Source organism: Corynebacterium marquesiae, from assembly GCF_030229635.1.
GTDB lineage: Bacteria > Actinomycetota > Actinomycetes > Mycobacteriales > Mycobacteriaceae > Corynebacterium > Corynebacterium marquesiae.
On sequence record NZ_JASPII010000019.1, the window covers coordinates 1 to 19737 of the forward strand.

The window sequence follows — 19737 nt, forward strand, 5'->3', positions numbered from 1 at the left end:
AAGCACTCACATCAGCTACACTGACCCAAGCAGCATAGCTAACCCCCGACGTGTCTACTTTCCGGGGGCCAGGCCCTAGACCTGACCCCTGTTTGGTAGACACCTGATATTTAGCTCGGTTGAGTTGGGAAGAAAGGTAATCTATCGCCCTGCCTAGGTATTCCGAACAGTTCAAAGGTGATGCTGTGGCCCTCTATGAGAGTAATGGAGACTTCTCACTTCACGCGGCTTCAATAGAGCTTGGAGTCAATCGTTTCTCACGATATTCTTGGGTTGGATCGGTAAACGAGCCTGCACGAAGATCATGCACGATGAGGCCGGACCTGACAAGATTAGTGATCCGTTCCGATCGGGGTTGTCACTATCGAGGTAATAGTTGGTTCCAAGCCTCCCGAGACATCGGTTTTGCTCGTTCAATGTCGAAGAAAGGGTGCTCACCCGACAATTCGGTATGCGAGGGGTTGTTCGGCCGAATGAAAAATGCGATGTCCTATGGGCGTAAGTGCCGCCATCGTGAAGAATTAGAGAAAGCGATTCATGAATATGTCGGCTCCTACAACGAACGAAGAACCAAGCTTGAGTTCGACAGATTAAGCATCAACTAACGCCGACGCAAGCTACTACTCTGAATATTCCTAAAAATGTCCGCATCCTGTTCTGCCCGTTAGCGCTCGAGTAGGAAACCTCACTGAAGGAAAACAAAAGTTGGGATAGAATCTAAAATTCTATCCCAACTAGAAAACTTGTCTCAGCAGCTTTTGGTGCAAATCACATATTTCGAAAGGACTGCTGATTACGTCGGTGGAATTTAGCCACCCAGGATGCTGCCTAGGGCGCTCAAGTCCAGTTCGGAGGACTGGAAATCATTCAGCAGTTCGGAAGAGCCGTTTTCGTTGAAGAAATCTGACGATCCGGTGCCGTTGAGCAGTTCCGAAGAGCCGGTTTCATTCAGGAACTCGGAGGAACCGTTATCGTTGAGGAACTCCGAGGAGCCCAGATCTCCGAAGGAGGATCCGCCTACTTCGACGTTAACTTCTTCTGGGTAGGTCGGAGAAGACATTGGAGGCAGTTCAGGGAGGCTTACCTCTGGCAAGGAAATATTAGGCAGTTTTATGTCAGGGAAGCTTCCTCCCGAGATGTGAACCAGAAGATCCTTGATGGGACCGGAAACAATTTCATTGATTTGGAGCAGTACGTCCATTGCAATTCCTTCAAATGCGTGGGTGATGACTCTGATATATTAACAAGGGTGTCATATGCCCGCAATAGTTGTAGGTACATATTCCACCGCCGTTGGGGCGGATTGGTTTGCTTCTGAGTGGAAACTGACGGGCTAGCTAGAATCGAGGGGTATTCTGCCAAAGTTTTGCCTTGTAAACATTTTGGTTCCAAAGTAAGGCGCTTTGGTATGTAAAAGGTGGGGTCGCACTCTCTGCGGAACACAGTCATAGTTCTGACGTGTTCATTCAAATTTGGAAAGACCCGAAGTAAAGCATTGCGGGAAGTGTGTTTTGAAGTTAAAAAGGGCCCATGTTCGCTATTGAGAATCCAAGCACAGGCAAGAGTGAAGACAAGTTTGAACGCATCGACGATTCGCAGCGCGATGACATCTTAGACCGCTCCACCGCGGCCTACGATGCTTGGCGTGGCACTCGCATCGAGGAGCGTGCCGCGGTTTTGTCCCGCGCTGCAGATCTTTATGAAGAGCGCATCGATGAGTTGGCAGACCACATTGGCCGTGAGATGGGCAAGCTGACCCGTTGGGCAAAGGCCGAAGTGCAGATTGTTGCAGATATTTACCGTTACTATGCCGAGCATGCGCACGAGCTGCTCGCAGATGAGTACCTGCCGGCTCAGAACGCGCACAAGACCGTGGTACGCAAGGAGCCGATTGGCCCATTGTTGGGCATTATGCCGTGGAACTTCCCGTACTACCAGGTAGCCCGCTTCGCAGCTCCTAACCTGCTGCTGGGTAACACCATCGTGCTCAAGCACGCTTCCATCTGTCCGCTGTCTTCCCAGGCATGTCAGGATATCTTGGAAGAAGCTGGTCTGCCGAAGGATGCGTATATCAACATTTATGCTTCCGGTTCCCAGATGGATGCTTTTGTAGCGGATAAGCGCATCAAGGGCGTTTCTTTGACCGGCTCCGAGGGTGCAGGCTCTGCCGTTGCTAAGACCGCTGGTGAAAATTACAAGAAGTCCGTGCTGGAGCTGGGTGGCAATGACCCATTCCTGGTTATCGATGATGAGAATCTGGAGTGGGTATTGGATCAGTACAACCTGATTCGCATGTACAACACCGGCCAGGCCTGCAATGCGCCAAAGCGCCTTATCGTTCTAGAGGACTTCTATGACCGCACTGTGGAGTACCTGGAAAAGAAGATCGGGGACATGAAGGTCGGTACTTATGATGACGAGAATGCCGATATCGGTCCGCTTTCGTCCATCGGCGCCCGCGATGAGATTGTGGAGCGCCTCGAAAAGGCCGCGGCCAACGGCGACGCCAAGATTCGCGTAGGCGGCAAGAAGATCGATCGCGAGGGCGCCTACATGGAGCCTACCCTGCTTACCGACGTCGACCCATCCGCCGACGTAGGCTGCAACGAGATCTTCGGCCCAGTGGCGATTGTGTACAAGGCCAAGGACGTCGAAGAGGCCATCGAGATTGCCAATAACTCTGAGTACGGTCTGTCTAGCTCCGTGTGGGGCACTGACTTGGATGCTGCGTTTGAAGTAGCCAACCAGCTCAACGATGGCATGACGTTTGTTAACGAGGCGTCGGTAACCGCAGCAGGCCTGCCATTCGGCGGCGTGAATCGCTCCGGCTATGGCCGCGAGTTGGCGCGCTGGGGCGTAGGCGAGTTCGTCAACGAGCACCTGTACCGCGTGAGCGGACAGGATAATCCGGGTAATTCCCCGGCAATGTAGCGGCGTGTCTGTCTAGCGTAAGTCTCAAGTTCAACTTAAACTTGAGTACACGATAGACAGCTCACGCCGTAGGCATCGGTCCGGGGGAGGGGAACCCTCGGAAAGGTACCGCGGCAAATCTTCAAGGACGTTTACCTATGCGCAAAAGCACTTCCCCGAGCAAGGCTCGCAAGGGCCTTGCTGTGGCCGCAGTACCTACCGCCATCGCCGTGGGTTTGGCCCTGCTGCCAAACGCCACCGCACAATCTTCTGTAGGCGATCTCTCTTCCGCAATCGGCGGCGATTCCAGCCTGTCCGATCATTTCGCACCGAAGGATCCACCCGCCCGCACCCCGCTGAACACCGAATACCCGGATGTTAAGGGCTTGCCGGAGGGCGTGAAGATCAACCGCGTGGAGTACCTAACCAACCGCCACTTGATGGTCTACATCAAGTCTGCGGCGATGCCGGACAAAGAGCAGAAGGTGCAAATCCAGCTCGCCCGTGACTGGTACTCCCACCCAGAAAAGAAGTTCCCAGAGGTATGGGCACTGGATGGCCTGCGTGCACGTGACGATGAGTCCGGCTGGACCATTGAAACCAATATTTTGAACCAGTACGCCGACCGCAACGTCAACCTGATCATGCCGGTAGGCGGCGAGTCTTCCTTCTACTCGGACTGGGAGCAAGCAGACCGCGGTAAGCACTATATGTGGGAGACCTTCCTGACCAAGGAATTGATCCCGATCCTGGACAATGAGTACCGCTCCAACCACAAGCGCGCGGTAACCGGCCTGTCCATGGGCGGTACTGCCGCGATGAACCTGGCTGAGCGCAACCCGCACCTGTTTAGCTTCGTGGGTTCTTTCTCCGGCTACCTCGATACCACTACGCGTGGCATGCCGGAAGCCATCATGGCTTCGCAGCGCGATGCCGGCGGTTATGATTCCCGCAAGATGTGGGGCCAGCCGGGCTCCCAAAACTGGATCGACCATGATCCAAAGCTGGGCATTGAAAACCTGAAGGACATGAAGGTATATGTCTCCGCAGGTTCCGGCAAGGATGACTTTGGCAACGCCAACTCCGTGGCTAAGGGCCAGGCAAACCTCGCTGGCATGGGCTTGGAGGTCATCTCCCGTATGTCCACCCAGACCTATGTTGATTATGCGAAGCGCGCCAAGATTGACCCTGTGGTTAAGTTCCGCCCATCCGGCGTGCACAGCTGGGAATACTGGCAGTTTGAGATGCAGCAGGCATGGCCATACATCGCAGATGCATTGCAGATGGACAAGGCCGACCGCGGTGCGGACTGTGAGGCAATCGGTGCTATCGCTAAGGAGACTAAGAGCGGCGTTATTGGTTCTTGCTTGAATAATGAGTACGACGTCGCCAAGAAAGGCAAAGCCCAAGACTTCGAGACTGGTACCGCCTATTGGTCACCGGACACCGGTGCGCACGCCCTCTTCGGCCGTATTGGTGCTCGCTATGCCGAAATCGGCGGACCAACCTCCTGGCTTGGCTTCCCGAAGACCGGCGAGTCCAAGACACCGGACGGCAAGGGCCGCTTCGTACATTTTGAGCACGGCTCCATTTACTGGTCCCCGGAGACTGGTGCCTGGGAGATTACCGGCGATATGTTCCAGGCTTGGGGCAAAAATGGCTACGAAAAGGGCGACCTGAAGTACCCGACCGGCTCAGTAAAGAAGGTCGGTGAGGGCTATATGCAGGAATTCCAGAACGGAGTCCTTACCCGTAACCCGGATGGCTCCAACCAGGTAGTACACGGTGCTATCGGCGCCAAGTACAAGGACATGGGCGGCGCGGAGTCTGCGCTGGGCTTCCCGACGTCCGGCGAGAACGCCGTCAAGGGCGGCTTCTTCCAGACCTTTGAGAAGGGCAGCATCTACTGGTCCCCGAAGACTGGTGCGCACTACATCTTGAAGAGCAAGATTATGGACCGCTGGGGCAAGGCTGGCTGGGAGCAGGGCGAGTTCGGTTGGCCTACCTCTGACTACTCCGAGATTGCCGCTGGTGGCCTGAGCCAGGAATTCCAGCATGGCAAGATTAGTGAGGTCTTGGGCCAGGTTCGGACCGAGAAGAAGTAGTCATGCGCAAGCTAGTAGTAGTGGGCGCGGCGTTGTGCTTGACCCTTGCAGGTTGCGGTTCCGCCACTGTGGATAGCGAGCCTTCGCAGGAGACCGAGGTCGCGCCCCTCGAGCGGGAGTCGGATACCCCTACCTCAGCGGAAGAGACATCCTCTAAGGCACAGGAGGACCGCGGCGCACGCGAGATTTCTGAAATCCCGTCCGCTGAGGTGCCGGAATCGGAAGCCAAGTATCTGGGCAAGCTCAAAGATGCCGGCGTTAACGTTGATGGGGTAGAAGATCAGCTCCTCGGTGCGGGCAAAGCAGCCTGCGATGAGAATGAAGTCACCATCTCTGCGGTCGCCGGCCAGCTTGTTGAGCAGCAGCGGACCACGATGGACTTTGAGGAGCTTTCCAAGCTGATTACGGATTCCGCGCGTACAGGGATTTGCTAGGTTTACCTGGTACAACTAATTCATGAGAAAAACTATTACCGTCGTCGCAGTCCTCGTCGTTTTAGCTGTCATCGGCGTGGGCGCGTCGCGTTACCTCAACCAGGGCACCGACTCCCCAGCCCCGCGCCCCACAGAGCAGGCTGCGCCACCGCCGCAGCAGCAGCCCGACTGGTGCCCCCGTGTGGAGTTCATTTCCGCCCCGGGTACGTGGGAGTCTGCGGCTGACGACGACCCTATTAATCCTTCTGCTAATCCGCGCTCGTTCATGCTGTCTATAACGAAGCCGCTGCAGGAGGCCTACGGGGACGACGTGAAGGTCTGGACCCTTCCTTATACTGCGCAGTTTAAAAACATTAATGCGCAACATGAAATGAGCTACGACGATTCCCGCAATGAGGGAACCGCAAAGATGAATGATGAGCTGCGCGGTGTGCACGAGAGCTGCCCGGAGACCAAATTTATTTTGAGTGGCTTTTCTCAGGGTGCGGTCATTGCTGGTGACGTCGCTGATGAGATCGGTGGCGGCCAGGGTGCGGTGCCGGCGGAAAGCATTGCAGGTGTGGCTCTCATTGCAGATGGTCGCCGCCAAAACGGCGTTGGCCAAAACCCAGGCCGCAAGGTCGGCGGCGTGGGTGCGGAAATTGCCCTCCAGCCGGTATCCGGTTTGGTTCAGCCCATTGTTCCGGGTGCCTCCATGCGCGGTGCACGCCAGAATGGGTTCGGTAGCTTGGCGGATCGCACCTTCCAGATTTGCGCGCCCAATGATTCGGTCTGTGACGCCCCGCCGAACGTGTCTAATGCGCTGGAGCGTGCGCACGGTTTAATTGCCGCGAATGGCGTACATGCGCAGTATGCCTCCAATAGCGGAGTCATTGATGGCACAACGGCTAACCAGTGGGTAGTGGGCTGGGCCCGCCAGCTTATCGACGCCGCGTAACAACCATTTCCCCAACTCCGATAGTTTTATTGCCGAAACCATTCACTTAAGGAGAATCGATGGACCTGAAAGCGCAGATGGGGCAGTTCTTAGCGCCCGAGTTCACCTTGGCCCAGTTGGCAGAAAAGCTCTTCCAAGCGGAGACCAACCCAGACCGCGTGGTGATGCGCCAGTGGATCTACGGTGAAGAAGAAACCTGCCGGGAGCTTACCCGCTCGCAGGTCAATAACCGCATTAAGGTGGTGGCTGCACGCCTGCAGCAGGTAGCAGATCCTGGCACCCGCGTTGCCATCTTGGCTGGAAATTCACCGGAATACGTCTTTGGCTTCTTGGGCGCGCTGTACGCGGGCATGGTGCCGATTCCGCTTTATGACCCCAATGAACCGGGCCACGCGGACCACCTGAAGGCGGTATTCGGTGATTGCGAACCGTCCATCGTGGTGACGAATCGTGTATCGGCGGCAGCCGTGCGTAAGTACTTCTCTGCTCAACGCGAACGCCCGCGCGTCATTTCCATCGACGCCCTTCCTGATTCCTTGGCTGGCTCCTGGACACCCGTGGAGGGAACCGCAGAGGACACTGCCTTCCTGCAGTACACGTCCGGTTCTACCCGTACCCCGGCCGGCGTGGAGCTCACCAATCGGGCGATCATCACCAATGTTGCGCAGATCTTCCAAGCACTGCAATTGCAGATGCCGGCTCGCATCGTCTCCTGGCTGCCAATGCACCACGATATGGGCATCATTTTGGCCGTATTCGTTACCATTTTGGGTTTGGACTTCGAGATGATGACCCCACGTGATTTCATCCAGCATCCGGATCGCTGGGTACGGCGGCTTACCGCAAGTAGTCAGGCCACCTATGCAGCCATCCCTAACTTTGCGCTGGAGCTTGCCGCACGTCATGCCAAGGATGCGGATTTCTCGCACGTGGCAGGCATCATTATTGGCTCCGAACCGGTGACGGAATCGGCCGTGGACTCCTTCCTTAATGCCTTTAGCGTCGATCGTTCCGTACTTCGCCCGTCCTATGGTCTGGCAGAAGCGGCGCTGATTGTAGCTACCCCGCAAACCGAAAAGCGCCCAGTCATATCGCACTTTAATCGCTCAGAGTTGGCCGCCGGTCGCGCTGTCATTCAGGACAAATCCGACGCCACCGTCGCCTACGCATCCAATGGCCAGTGTGTGCCGCATCAGCACCTCGCCATCGTAGACCCGGAAACTCGCGCCGAGGTTAAAAATGGCATTATTGGAGAAATCTGGGTCCACGGTCCCAACATGGCCACCGGCTACCTCAACCGTTCAGAGGAAACTGCTGCCACTTTCCGGAATACGCTGGGTGAGCGTCAACAGGAAGGCCTACCAGAGGATGACTATTGGATGGCCACCGGAGATTTGGCAGTCATTGTTGATGGTGAGCTGTATATCACTGGTCGCCTGAAGGACCTCATCGTCATTGCTGGGCGCAACCACTATCCGCAGGATATTGAGGGCACGGTGCAAGCGGCTTCCGCTCAGGTACGCCCAGACTCCGTGGCTGCTTTCTCTGTGGAAGGCGGTGACTCTGAGTCTCTCGTACTGCTGGTGGAGCGCGCCGATGATGCGCAGCCGGCCGGCGATGCCGAGGCAACTGAGGCCATCCGCACCGCTGTCACCTCGCATCATGGCATTACGCCAGATGACATCGTGTGGAAAACACCTGGCGAAATCAATCGCACCTCCTCCGGCAAGATTGCGCGCCGCGTAGCTAAGAAGAACTATGTGGGAATCTGATTTATCGCTAACAAAGTGACAAAATATAGCGATATACCCCCATGCCATTTAGTAATATCCCGTAACGAAAGACCTTTTTATGACCATCGAGCAACTGCGAGCATGGCTGCGTGACTGGGTCGCCCAGACCACCGGTGTTTCCCCCGAAGAGATCCTAGATTCCAAGCCCCTGGAAAACTATGGTCTTTCTTCGCGGGATGCTGTAGTGCTATCCGGCGAACTGGAAAATCTACTCGGTACCCGCCTCGATGCCACTGTGGCATATGAATACCCCACCATCGAGCTGCTGGCGGATCGCCTGCTGAACGCACCAACTGCACCCCAGCCCGAGGAGCACGCTCCGCAGATCGCACAGGGATCCGACGTTGCGGTGATTGGTCTTTCCGGCCGCTTCCCGGGAGCAAAGAACGCCCAAGAATTCTGGTCCATGCTGGCAGAGTCGCGCGCAGGAACCGGTCCGCTCCCAGTGGGCCGGTGGTCCGAGTACTCTGCTGACCCAGTGATGAGCGAAAAAATCGCCCAGCAAAATACCGATGGCGGTTATATCGAAGACATCGCCTCCTTCGACGCTGAATTCTTTGGCCTGTCCCCTCTTGAAGCTGCCAATATGGACCCGCAGCAGCGCATCCTGCTGGAGTTAGTGTGGGAAGCGCTCGAAAACGCTGGTGTTCCTGCTAACGAGCTGCGTGGCACGCAGACTGGTGTGTACATGGGATCGACCAATAATGACTATGGCATGCTCATCGGTGCCGATTCTGCCGAGATGCATCCTTATGCGCTGACCGGCATTTCTTCTGCCGTGGTGGCCAATCGCATTTCCTACGCCCTGGATTTCCGTGGCCCTTCCATCAACGTGGACACGGCCTGCTCCTCTTCCCTTGTTGCGGTAAACCAGGCGATGAAGGATCTGCGCACGGGTAGCGCAGACGTGGCACTGGCTGGCGGCGTGAATATCTTGGCTGCCCCGCATGCATCCACGGCGTTCTCGGAGTTGGGCGTGACCTCTCCGACGAGTGCCATTCATGCCTTTTCTGACGACGCCGATGGCATCGTGCGTGCCGACGCCGCCGGCGTCCTCGTGCTTAAGCGTTTGGAGGACGCGGAAGCGGACGGCGACGATATCTTAGCCGTCATCAAGGGCTCAGCCGTCAACTCCGATGGCCACTCCAACGGCCTGACCGCCCCGAACCCGGAAGCACAGGAAGATGTGCTGCGCCGCGCCTATGCCGATGCGGGCGTGAATCCGCAAGACGTGGACTATATTGAGGCCCACGGCACTGGCACCATCCTGGGCGATCCGATCGAGGCCTCTGCATTGGGGCGCGTGCTCGGCGTAGGGCGCGGGGACGATACTCCTATTTTGCTTGGTTCTGCCAAGACCAATATCGGCCACTCCGAATCCGCCGCGGGCGTGGTGGGCCTCATCAAGGTCATCCAGGCAATGCGCAATGATGTGATTCCGGCGAATATCAATTACTCGGCGCCGAATCGCTATATCGATTTCGAGACCGAGCACCTCGAAGTGGTTGAAGATCCACGCGAGTGGCCCGAGTACTCCGGCCGCAAGGTCGCTGGCGTATCCGGCTTCGGCTTTGGTGGCACCAATGCGCACGTCGTGCTCACTGATTACCGCGGCACCCCGGCCGAGCGCGAGCCGCAGCTTTCCACCGAAACGGTCGCGTTGCCGGTCTCTGGCCTCTTGCCATCGCGCCGGGCACGCGCTGCGGCCCTGTTGGCGGACTTCATTGAGGCGGAAAAGCCCGCGCTTGTCGACGTCGCCCGTACCATTGCCCGCCGCAATCACTCCCGCTCCCGCGCCGTCGTGATGGCTAGCTCTACCGAAGAAGCGGTCAAGCGCTTGCGTCAGGTGGCTGAGGGGAAGGTATCCGTCGGTATCGCTGCTGCGGATTCGCCGCAGGTCCCGGGCCCGGTATTCGTGTACTCCGGTTTCGGCTCCCAGCATCGCAAGATGGCTAAGGATATGATTGCGCTTTCGCCACAGTTCAAGGCCCGTTTGGAAGAGCTGGACGCCATCGTAGACTTCGAATCCGGGTGGTCCATCCTCGATATCGTTGAAGACGATGCCCAGACCTATGACACCGAGACCGCCCAGGTGGCCATTACCGCTATCCAGATCGCGTTGACGGACTTGCTCGCTTCCTTTGGCGTGCGCCCAGCCGGCGTGATGGGCATGTCCATGGGCGAGATTGCCGCGGCCTATGCCGCAGGCGGCATTTCCGCCGAGGACGCCATGGTGATTGCCTGCCACCGGGCGCGGTTAATGGGTGAGGGTGAGGCGTCGCTAAGCGACGCCGAGCAAGGAGCCATGGCTGTAGTAGAGCTCTCGGCCGAAGATATTGCTGCGCTCGACGGAAATATCGAGCCCGCCGTATACACCGGCCCCGGTATGACCACCGTGGGCGGTCCGCGCCAAGAGGTGCTGGACCTGGTGGAAAAGCTCGATGGCGAAGGCAAATTCGCCCGCGCCCTCAATGTGAAGGCGGCCGGGCATACCTCGGCTGTGGATCCTATCCTGGGCGAGCTGCATGCAGCCATTGCCGGCATGGAAGCCAAGCCGCTGCACACTCCGCTGTTTTCCTCCGTGGATAAGGGCAAGGTCTATCGTCCTGGGACCACCGTGCACGATGAGGATTACTGGCTGCGCATGACCCGCCACTCGGTCTACCTGCAGGATGCCACCGAGGCGGCTTTCGCTGCCGGCCACACTCAGCTGGTAGAAATCTCGCCAAACCCGGTTGCACTCATGGGGCTAATGTCCACCGCCTTTGCCGTGGGCAAGGCCGATGCGCAGCTGCTGTATGCGTTGAAGCGCAAGGTAGATCCCACCGAGTCACTCCTAGACTTGCTCAGCAAGCTCTATGTCACTGGCATGCCGGTGGATTTTGGCGCGGTCTTTGGTTCTGGCGCGCGCGTAGAGGCGCCTTATACCCAGTTCAACCGCCAGCGTTTCTGGACCAATGCGCGTCCTTCGGCTGGCGTATCCGGCCTGCCGGGCGCACGCGTTAACTTGCCAGAGGGCAAGGTTGCCTTCTCCACCAATGCAGACCAGGCGCCGTCTGCGCTGGCCATCGTGGAGGCTGCGGCCGAGGCCGTCAAGCCTGGAGCACGCATCATTGCCACCGAAGAGCACGCTGACCTGCCGCCGCGTGGCGAGGTTACTACGGTGGTAAGCCAGTCCATCGGCGGCATGTCCGTGGCTGTCTACGCTGTTCGTGGTATGCAGACTGAGCTCTTGGCGGAAGGTTTTGCCTCCGCTTTGGACTTGGGTGTGGCGCCAATCCCCGGCGTGGCTGATGTGCCCGAAAGCGCGCCTGCAGCGACGGAAGAAGTCGACGCCGTGCGCTGGGACCCCACGGAGGAAACCGTAGAGGACCGCCTCGCGCTCATCGTTTCTGAGTCCATGGGCTATGACGTCTCTGACCTGCCCCGAGAGCTGCCGCTCATTGACCTGGGCCTGGATTCCCTGATGGGTATGCGCATTAAGAATCGCGTGGAAAATGACTTCCAGATTCCGCCGCTGCAGGTGCAGGCGCTGCGTGACGCCTCCCTGGCAGACGTCATCGCCATGGTGGAAGAGGCCGTAGCTGGCGGCAGTGTGGATACCAGTGAGATCGCTACTGAAGACACGCCGGCGCCAGAAGAAGACGAGCCTGGCCAGGGCGTGGGCGTTGCCCCGCGCGATGCCTCCGAGCGCATGGTCTTTGGCACCTGGGCTACCTTTACTGGCAAGGCCGCAGCGGGTGTTACCTCTGCGCTGCCAGAGTTAAGCGAAGAGGTAGCGACCCAGATTGCCGAGCGCCTCACCGAACGCGCAGGCATCGAAGTCACTGCCCAGCAGGTCCATGAGGCTGAGTCCTTGGAAAGCCTGGCTGACTTGGTCCGTGAAGGACTAGAGACCGAGGTAGAAGGCAATATCCGCGTGCTGCGCGAAGCCGACGGCCCCGCCGTATTTATGTTCCACCCAGCCGGTGGCACCACGGTGGTCTACCAGCCGCTAACCCGCCGCCTGCCCGAGGATGTGGCTGTCTACGGAGTCGAGCGCATCGAGGGTTCGCTAGAGGAGCGAGCCAAGGTCTATGTCGAGGACATCCTGCACTACGCTCGTGGCCGCAAGGTCGTGCTCGGTGGTTGGTCCTTCGGTGGCGCGCTGGCCTACGAGGTGGCCTACCAATTGCAAAAGCGCACCCAGGACTCGGTGGAGGTGGCGTTTATTGCGCTGCTGGATACCACCCAGCCGTCCCACCCGGCCCCGGATACCCCGGAGGAAACCCGAGCCCGCTGGGAGCGCTACGCGGCCTTTGCCAAGAAGACCTACGGATTGGACTTTGAGCCGCCGTACGAGATGCTCGAGACCATGGGCGAGGATGCGCTCATGACAATGCTGGCAGAGTTCCTCGCTACTACCGACGCCTCCGAGCACGGCCTTTCCGCCGGCGTTCTGGAGCACCAGCGTGCTTCCTTCGTGGACAACCAGATCTTGGCCAAGATTGACTTCCATCGCTGGGCCGATGTTTCCGTGCCGGTTCTGCTTTTCCGCTCCGAGCGCATGCACGACGGTGCGATCGAGCTGGAGCCGCGCTACGCTGAGATTGACCCCGACGGCGGTTGGGGAGTTATCGTTAAGGATCTAGAAATTGTGCAGCTGCAAGGCGATCACCTTGCAGTGCCGGACGAGCCGGCCATCGGCATCGTAGGCAAGCATATGGACGAATGGATCGAGGAGAAGATACGTGGCGGCCAAGCAGACAACCGCTGAGAAACTCGCTGACCTGCGCGAGCGCCTAGACAAGGCGCAGGACCCAGGCAGTGAGCGCTCCCGCAAGCGCCGCGACGAGGCTGGGCGTACCACGCCTCGTCAACGCATCAATGAATTGCTGGATGAGGGGTCCTTCGTCGAAACGGGTTCCTTGGGCAAAACCCCTGGCGACCCGGATGCTATCTACTCCGATGGCGTGGTCACCGGTTATGGCCGCATCTCCGGCCGCCCCGTGTGCATCTACGCTCACGATAAGACCGTCTACGGCGGCTCTGTCGGTGTGACCTTTGGCAAGAAAGTTACCGAGGTCATGGACATGGCAATCAAGATTGGCTGCCCCGTAATCGGTATTCAGGATTCCGGCGGCGCCCGTATCCAGGATGCGGTGACCTCGCTGGCCATGTATTCCGAGATTGCCCGCCGCCAGCTGCCGCTGTCTGGCCGCAGTCCGCAGATTTCCATCATGATGGGTAAATCTGCCGGTGGCGCAGTTTATGCCCCTGTGACCACGGACTTTGTCATTGCCGTGGACCAGGAAGCGGAAATGTATGTCACGGGCCCAAACGTTATTCGTGAGGTCACCGGTGAGGACGTTACCTCTGCCGAGCTGGGTGGCGCTCGCCAGCAGGAGCTCAACGGCAATGTTTCGGCCGTAGTTCCTTCTGAGGAAGACGCTTTTGACATGGTGCGCGATCTCTTGGACCACCTGCCGCTAACCTGCTTTGATGAGGCCCCAGAATTCGCCGCGCCTTCCGATGCCGACGTGGCCGAGGACGAAGACCTCAACTCCTTCATGCCGGATGACACTAATGCCGGCTACGACATGCTGGACCTGTTGACCCAGCTGGGCGATGACGAGGACATCATTGAAATTCAGGAGAATTTTGCGCCCAATATGATCACCGCCTTCGGGCGCATTGATGGCAAGACGGTGGGATTTGTAGCCAATAATCCCATGCACCTGGCAGGCTGCATCGATGCTGATGCCGCCGATAAGGGCGCGCGTTTTATCCGCATTTGCGATGCCTACAATATCCCGCTGGTTTTCGTGGTGGATACCCCGGGCTACCTACCAGGCGTAGAGCAGGAAAAGGTGGGCCTTATTCACCGCGGCGCCAAGTTTGCTTTCGCCGTGGTAGAAGCCACCGTGCCGAAGGTCTCGCTCATCGTGCGCAAGGCCTATGGCGGTGCTTATGCCGTGATGGGTTCGAAGAACCTGACCGGTGATATTAACTTGGCGTGGCCGACCGCGCAGATCGCCGTCATGGGTGCGGCCGCCGCCGTGGTGATGATCGCCGGTAAGCAATTAGACGCCGCCGAGACCCCTGAGCAGCGCGAGATGACCAAAAAGATGTTCATGGACTTCTACGATGAGACCATGACCGCTCCCTATGTCGCCGCCGAGCGCGGTTACCTAGACGCTATGATTCAGCCGAATCAATCCCGGTTGGCTCTCCGCCAAGCGCTGCGGCAGCTGGCAACGAAGCAGGAAAACGATCTGCCGAAGAAGCACACCATTGCCCCAATGTAACGTCGTGTGCTTGGATTAGCGATAGGAATATAAAGTCCCAATCCTAGGCAAGGAGTTATTTATGATTCTATCTAGCGCTGTAGACATCATTAGCGAGATCATTGGTTTCGTTGTCGATATGCTCAACCATGCAGGCGTACCGGTAAGCTTCAAGTAAACCGAGCAAAAATGAGGAGGGTTTTACCCTCCTTATTTTTATTTGCGGGCGAAAAGCCGCCAGCCAAAGAAGAATAGCGCGGACATAGCGGTTGCCACGATGAGGAAGCTCCAGTGTGGTAGCCGGCCATTCACCAACATCCACAGGGCCATGCCACCCACGACGGTGCTCAACCAGACAACGCCGCCTTCTTTCCACTTGCCCTGCACCTTGGCGGCCAGGATGATAGCCCAGCCGATGAGCGCGCCGATGGCCCATGGCCAAAAGGCATCAACCCAGGTGGAAAAACTTAGTCCGCCGTGGGCGAGGCGGGCGGCCACAGCAAAGAGCATCAGGGCGATGATATCGATGACGGGGGCGATTCTCATGCATTTTCCTTTCGATTCAAGGCGGCGTAGGTAATGCCCTTGCGAGCATAGTGCCAGAAGTAGATTACCCAGCCAATGATTGTGATGAGGGCAAAGGAAATCAGGCGGTAGATAATTGCCGCCCCGGTTGCATCCACCGCGGTCATACCGGTGGCAACCAGGGTGGCAATGATGGCGGCTTCGACCGTGCCGAGGCCAGCGGGCGTGACCTGGGCAGAGCCGGCCAGCTTGGCTGTAAGATACGCCAGTCCTACGCCGGCCATCGTCGTTGTGTCCTCACCCGCGTGCAGGGCAGGTAGGTGGCCGGTCACGGCCCACACACAGCCCCACAGCGAGACCATATCGATGAGGCGGTTGGCCAGGGAATAAAAGGAAACCCAGGCGAATTGGCGGCGGTTGAGGTGAACCTCTTCCAGATTTTTGACCTGGTCCATGAGGGCTTCGCGCTTGGAGCCTTTAATGAGCTTCTGGCGGTTGAGCCAGCGGATGATGGTATCAGGGTGATTGGTTAGCCAAAAAAGGCCGCCGGAAAGCGCCAGCATGAGAACCAGGGTGCCAATGAGGGACCACAGCGCCATATCGGCATTGAGGAAGAGCACGCCGCCTAAGCCGATGAGTACGAGCCACATGGTGGAAATGGCCGAAGACAGCACGAAGAACCAACCACAGAGCATGACGGAAGCACCCCACGTGCGTTGCACGTAGAAGGTGAGGATGGCGGAAAAGGCCGGGCCCGCTGGAAGCGTGGTGGACCAAGCATTAGCCGCCAGCGTGAGGGCGGACGTCTCCGAGGCTGGCACATGTACGCCGCCGGCGCGAATGAGCAGGCGCATGACTTCACCCATGGCAAGGACTGCCAGAATAGAGGCGACGACTACCAATGCTACCGCGGCAGGGTCGGAATGAGACAGCCGCGAGAAGCCTTCGCGCAGGAAGTCCAACTCATCGCGGAAGACATAAATCAGGATAAGCAGGACGATGAGCGAGGCGATAAGCCGCAGCCAGTTTTTCACTTATTTATCTCCTTCGAGGCGTTGTTTGAGCTCAGAGAAGGGAATAGTTTTGCCGCGGTGTCTTGCGCCGCCGGTCAAAACTGTGGTGGCGTGGCGCAGCCAGCTAGGTGCCCACCAGTTGTCTTCGCGCAGCAGGTGCATGACGGCGGGAACGAGGAGCATGCGGACAATGGTGGCGTCGATAAGCAGGGCAAAAATCATGCCATATGCGATGTACTTCATCATCACGATATCGGAGAAGCCGAACGCGCCAGAGACCACGATCATGATGAGCGCCGCCGCGGTAATAATGCCGCCCGTATGCGCGGTACCGGCCGCGATGGCCTCGTCGGTCGAAGCACCACGCCGTCGCGCCTCCACCATGCGGGAGACCAAGAAGACCTCATAGTCGGTGGACAGGCCGTAGACAATGGCGATGATGAGCACCAAGATCGGGCTCATGAGCGGGCCGGGCGTGAAGTTGAGGATGTGCGAGCCCAAGCCGGCAACAAACATCAACGTTAGGATGCCCAGCGTTGCGCCTAAGGTCAGCAGTGTCATCACAATGGCCTTGAGCGGCAGTACGAAGGAGCCGAAGACTAGGGACATGAGCAGGAATGTAGCCAGCACCACGTAGAGCGCCATCCACGGCAGCGTGTGGAAGAGCGCATCGAGAGACTCCACCTCCATGGCGGGAGTACCGCCCACGTAGAGGTTTACGCCTTCAGGGGCCTTGACCTTTTCCAGCTCGTGCACGATCTTCGCGTAGTCATCGCGGTCTTCAATGCCGGCGGAAAGCACGGTAGTGCCGTCCTTGGTGGCGGTCGTCGGCGCCATTGGCTCGGTGAGGCCGTCGAGGCCGCGGACCTGCATGACGACGTCGACAAGCTGCTGGTTCGAGGCATTTTCCACCACGAGCTTGACCGGCTCCGTGCGGAAAGCTGGGAACTCTTCGTTGAATTTATCCTGCGCCACGCGGGTGTCCTGGTCGGGCGGCAGGTAGGACTCGTTGATGCCGCCAAAGGTAATGCTCATGATAGGCAGGGTGAGCGCGATGAGCAGGCCACATACGGCGATGGTCAGTCCGCGGGCATGGCGCATGGCCCAGCGCGGAAGCTTATACCACCAGGTGTCCTGAATAGTGCGAGCCGTCCGCGAGGTACGGCGCACGGACCAGGTATCGATCTTGGGGCCGAGCATGCCAAAAATGGACGGCAGCACGGTGACCGAAAGGAGCGCGGCCAAGCCGACCGCAGAAATGGAGCCATAGGCCACGGATTTCAGGAAGGCCTGGGGGAAGAGGAAGAGGCCGGAAAGCGCAACGGCAACCATGGCCGCGGAGAAAACCACAGTTTGACCGGCTGTCGCGGTGGTGGTGGCCACGGCCTCCTCGGTGGAGCGGCCCTTATCCAGCTCTTCGCGGAAGCGCGAGACCATAAAGAGGCCATAATCGATGGCTAGGCCGAGACCCAGCAGCGTGACGACGGCTTGGGCAAAGACATTGACCTGCGAGAAGCTGGCCAGGATGGACAGGATGCCTAAAGAGCCCAAGATGGAGAGACCGCCGACCACCAGCGGCATGCAGGCCGCAACGACGGAACCAAAGACCACCAGTAGGAGGATGCCTACCAGCGGCAGGGCGGCCTTTTCCGCGCGGGAAATATCGTGGGACATTCCCTCATCAAGAGCATCAGCAACCGCGGTGGCACCCGCAATCTCCACTGGCGCAGAGGTATCCGTGAGCGCGCCCTCGATGGCGCGGAAATCCTTCAGCGTCTGCTCGTTATCGCCTTTGAGCCCGATGGCTGCGAAGGCTAGTGAATGATCATCATTGACCAGGTTCGGGTTCTTCGTGTCGAAGTAGCTGGTCACCGAGTCAATCTGGTCGGGATACTCCGATTTCAACTGCGCCAAGTGCTGCTTGGCGGCGTCGAAGTTCTCATCGGGGGAATGGAAGAGCAAGATGACATCGCCGGAGTTATCGCGGCCGAATGCTTCCTGCTCAATCTGGGCCGCGCTTGTCGACGCTGCATTGGGATCCTCCCAGCCCTCCTGGCTCATGCGGTCATCGAGCTGCAAGCCAAAGCCGATGAACAGTGCAAGGATTGCGGCGATGATGATGGCGGGGATGAGCCGGCGGTGCGCATAGGAAAAGCGTCCCCATTTTTCAAACATTGGGGCAGCCTCCTAGCGGTTATTAAGCAGCGCAGCCAGGGGACGGAATGGCTGCAGCCATGCACCACCCTCCGGCAGGTTATCCAGGTTCACGCGCGGTAGCGGCTCGCGGAATACGCCCTCGATATCCTCTAGGTCCACAAAATTGATATCCGCGTGGCCTACGGCCCACGCGGCATGCTCATGGAAACCGAGGACCGTCACCGGAAGGCCTTCGGCGATGAGCTCTTCCAAAGGTTCCTGGAAATTCTGGCCATCGGCGGAGGCAACAATCACGCCGGCTAGATCTTCGCGGAGGCTTTCGATGTGGTCGAGCATATCCGGATCCACGTCATCGTCTTCGTGGATCTTGGGCTTGGCAAAAACGCCGAAGCCCACGTTGCGGATGGCTTCTACCCATGGGCGGATGACATCGGTGCCGCCCGGGGTGACATTAGTAAAGACATCGGCGCGCGGCTCCGCATCAACGTCCTGGGCAAGGTGTACCAGCCAGCGGCCGATGGCGTCGAAGCGCGGGCGGTGTGCGGCGGTGGGGCGGCCGCCGAGCAGGGAGCCCAGGCCCATGTCCATATTCGGCGCATCCCAGACAAGTAGGTAGGTGCTCATTTATTTCTTCTCCCAGAGATACTCCGTGATGACGTGTTCTTTATCTAGGCCCTTGCCCTCAAACTTGGTGATGACCTGACGGTCCACCAACTGCGGGCACTCTGGCCACGGCCAACCCTTGTAATCCAGGCTCGGCTCTACGTCCACAAGCTCATCGATCCACTCGGCGTATCCGGCGTGGTCGGTAGCAACGTGCAGCACGCCGCCCTTCTTCAGGCGGGAAGCAAAAAGGTTGAGTGTGCCCGACTGGATGATGCGGCGCTTGTGGTGACGGGCCTTTGGCCAGGGATCCGGGAAGAAGACGCGGATGCCATCAAGGGATTCCGGCGCAAACATGCGCACCATGACCTCGATGCCATCGCCGCGAATCATGCGGATATTGTCGATGCCCTCGCGCTCGATCTGGCCCAGTAGCTTGGCCAGGCCCGGCTTGTAGAGCTCGACGGCGATGATATTGGTATCGGCCTCTTTCGGCGCCATGGCGGCGGTAGAGGTACCGGTGCCGGATCCGATTTCCACGATGGTCTTGGCGCCGCTGCGGCCAAACCAGGCATCGAGGTCAATGACCTCGTCTTCCAGTGTGCGGCCTAGTTCTGGCCAGCGTTTTTCAAAAAGCTCATGCTGATTTTCGGTCAGCGTGCCGCGGCGGAAGGTGACGTTGCCTAGGCGTGGGTAGTCAAGCTCGTTGTTGAACACGGCATTGAAGTCGGTCTGTGGCGGGCGCCCTGGAGGCATTTCTCCAGCGCGGGTGTTTTGAGAGTTATCTGTGTTATTCATTGCGGCCTATTTTTCCCTGCTTAGCCCTGTCAAGCAATACGCCGCGCCGGGGGTCACGTGTGGCGAAGCCAATCCGGGTATAACCAGTGGGGCCGGTTGGGGGTGGAAGATTATCGTTTTGATTGCTTCCTGGGAGGGGAATAGGCCCCCAAACAGGGGGATGGGAAAAGGCGATTTTTAACACAGTATCTGTGGT

Annotated in this window: 14 protein-coding genes; 8 read left to right on the top strand and 6 right to left on the bottom strand. The window is 58.4% G+C overall.

Translation table 11 applies throughout. From position 1 onward, the window contains the following. The first annotated feature begins 416 nt into the window (after positions 1-416). Positions 417-605, top strand: a complete 189-nt coding sequence (locus QP971_RS10415; RefSeq protein ID WP_420361735.1) for an IS3 family transposase — start codon at positions 417-419, stop codon at positions 603-605. A gap of 203 nt (positions 606-808) precedes the next feature. On the opposite strand, the gene QP971_RS10420 is transcribed toward QP971_RS10415, so the two are convergent. Then, the gene (locus QP971_RS10420; protein WP_284769112.1) at positions 809-1201 is read right to left on the bottom strand and encodes a hypothetical protein; all 393 of its coding nucleotides are present in this window, start codon (positions 1199-1201) and stop codon (positions 809-811) included. Positions 1202-1530: 329 nt separating this feature from the next. On the opposite strand from QP971_RS10420, the gene QP971_RS10425 reads away from it, so the two are divergent. The 7 genes from QP971_RS10425 (at position 1531) to QP971_RS10455 (ending at position 14466) form a co-directional block, all read left to right on the top strand. Beyond that, positions 1531-2931 (top strand): NAD-dependent succinate-semialdehyde dehydrogenase, encoded by a 1401-nt coding sequence (locus QP971_RS10425; RefSeq protein WP_284811760.1) that lies wholly within the window; start codon positions 1531-1533, stop codon positions 2929-2931. Between the two features lie 137 nt (positions 2932-3068). After that, on the top strand, positions 3069-5015 hold the full coding sequence (locus QP971_RS10430) for an alpha/beta hydrolase-fold protein (protein WP_284811762.1): 1947 nt from the start codon (positions 3069-3071) through the stop codon (positions 5013-5015). A gap of 2 nt (positions 5016-5017) precedes the next feature. Then, positions 5018-5449, top strand: coding sequence for a hypothetical protein (locus tag QP971_RS10435; protein ID WP_238801303.1), 432 nt, complete (start codon positions 5018-5020; stop codon positions 5447-5449). Positions 5450-5471: 22 nt separating this feature from the next. Continuing rightward, entirely contained in the window at positions 5472-6386 is a 915-nt protein-coding gene (locus QP971_RS10440) for a cutinase family protein (RefSeq protein ID WP_238801305.1), read from the top strand. A gap of 59 nt (positions 6387-6445) precedes the next feature. Beyond that, complete coding sequence (locus QP971_RS10445) at positions 6446-8158, top strand: AMP-binding protein (protein ID WP_238801306.1); 1713 nt, start codon at positions 6446-6448, stop codon at positions 8156-8158. Positions 8159-8237: 79 nt separating this feature from the next. After that, complete coding sequence (locus QP971_RS10450) at positions 8238-12935, top strand: type I polyketide synthase (RefSeq protein ID WP_238801308.1); 4698 nt, start codon at positions 8238-8240, stop codon at positions 12933-12935. Further along, positions 12910-14466 carry an acyl-CoA carboxylase subunit beta gene (locus QP971_RS10455; RefSeq protein WP_238801309.1) on the top strand — a complete coding sequence of 519 codons (1557 nt, stop codon included), beginning with the start codon at positions 12910-12912 and terminating at the stop codon, positions 14464-14466. The genes QP971_RS10450 and QP971_RS10455 overlap by 26 nt, the downstream gene beginning before the upstream one ends. A 195-nt stretch (positions 14467-14661) precedes the next feature. On the opposite strand, the gene QP971_RS10460 is transcribed toward QP971_RS10455, so the two are convergent. The 5 genes from QP971_RS10460 to trmB are packed head-to-tail and all read right to left on the bottom strand — an operon-like array spanning position 14662 to position 19541. After that, positions 14662-14991 carry a DUF3054 domain-containing protein gene (locus QP971_RS10460; RefSeq protein ID WP_238801311.1) on the bottom strand — a complete coding sequence of 110 codons (330 nt, stop codon included), beginning with the start codon at positions 14989-14991 and terminating at the stop codon, positions 14662-14664. Beyond that, the gene (locus QP971_RS10465) at positions 14988-16004 is read right to left on the bottom strand and encodes a lysylphosphatidylglycerol synthase transmembrane domain-containing protein (protein ID WP_284791161.1); all 1017 of its coding nucleotides are present in this window, start codon (positions 16002-16004) and stop codon (positions 14988-14990) included. The genes QP971_RS10460 and QP971_RS10465 overlap by 4 nt, the downstream gene beginning before the upstream one ends. Further along, a complete protein-coding gene (locus QP971_RS10470) occupies positions 16005-18158 on the bottom strand; it encodes an MMPL family transporter (protein ID WP_284791162.1) in 2154 nt (717 codons plus the stop codon). A 12-nt stretch (positions 18159-18170) separates the two neighbouring features. After that, positions 18171-18764, bottom strand: coding sequence for an NYN domain-containing protein (locus QP971_RS10475; RefSeq protein ID WP_284811764.1), 594 nt, complete (start codon positions 18762-18764; stop codon positions 18171-18173). Further along, positions 18765-19541 (bottom strand): tRNA (guanosine(46)-N7)-methyltransferase TrmB, encoded by a 777-nt coding sequence (gene trmB, locus QP971_RS10480; RefSeq protein WP_284769121.1) that lies wholly within the window; start codon positions 19539-19541, stop codon positions 18765-18767. Between the last annotated feature and the right edge of the window lie 196 nt (positions 19542-19737).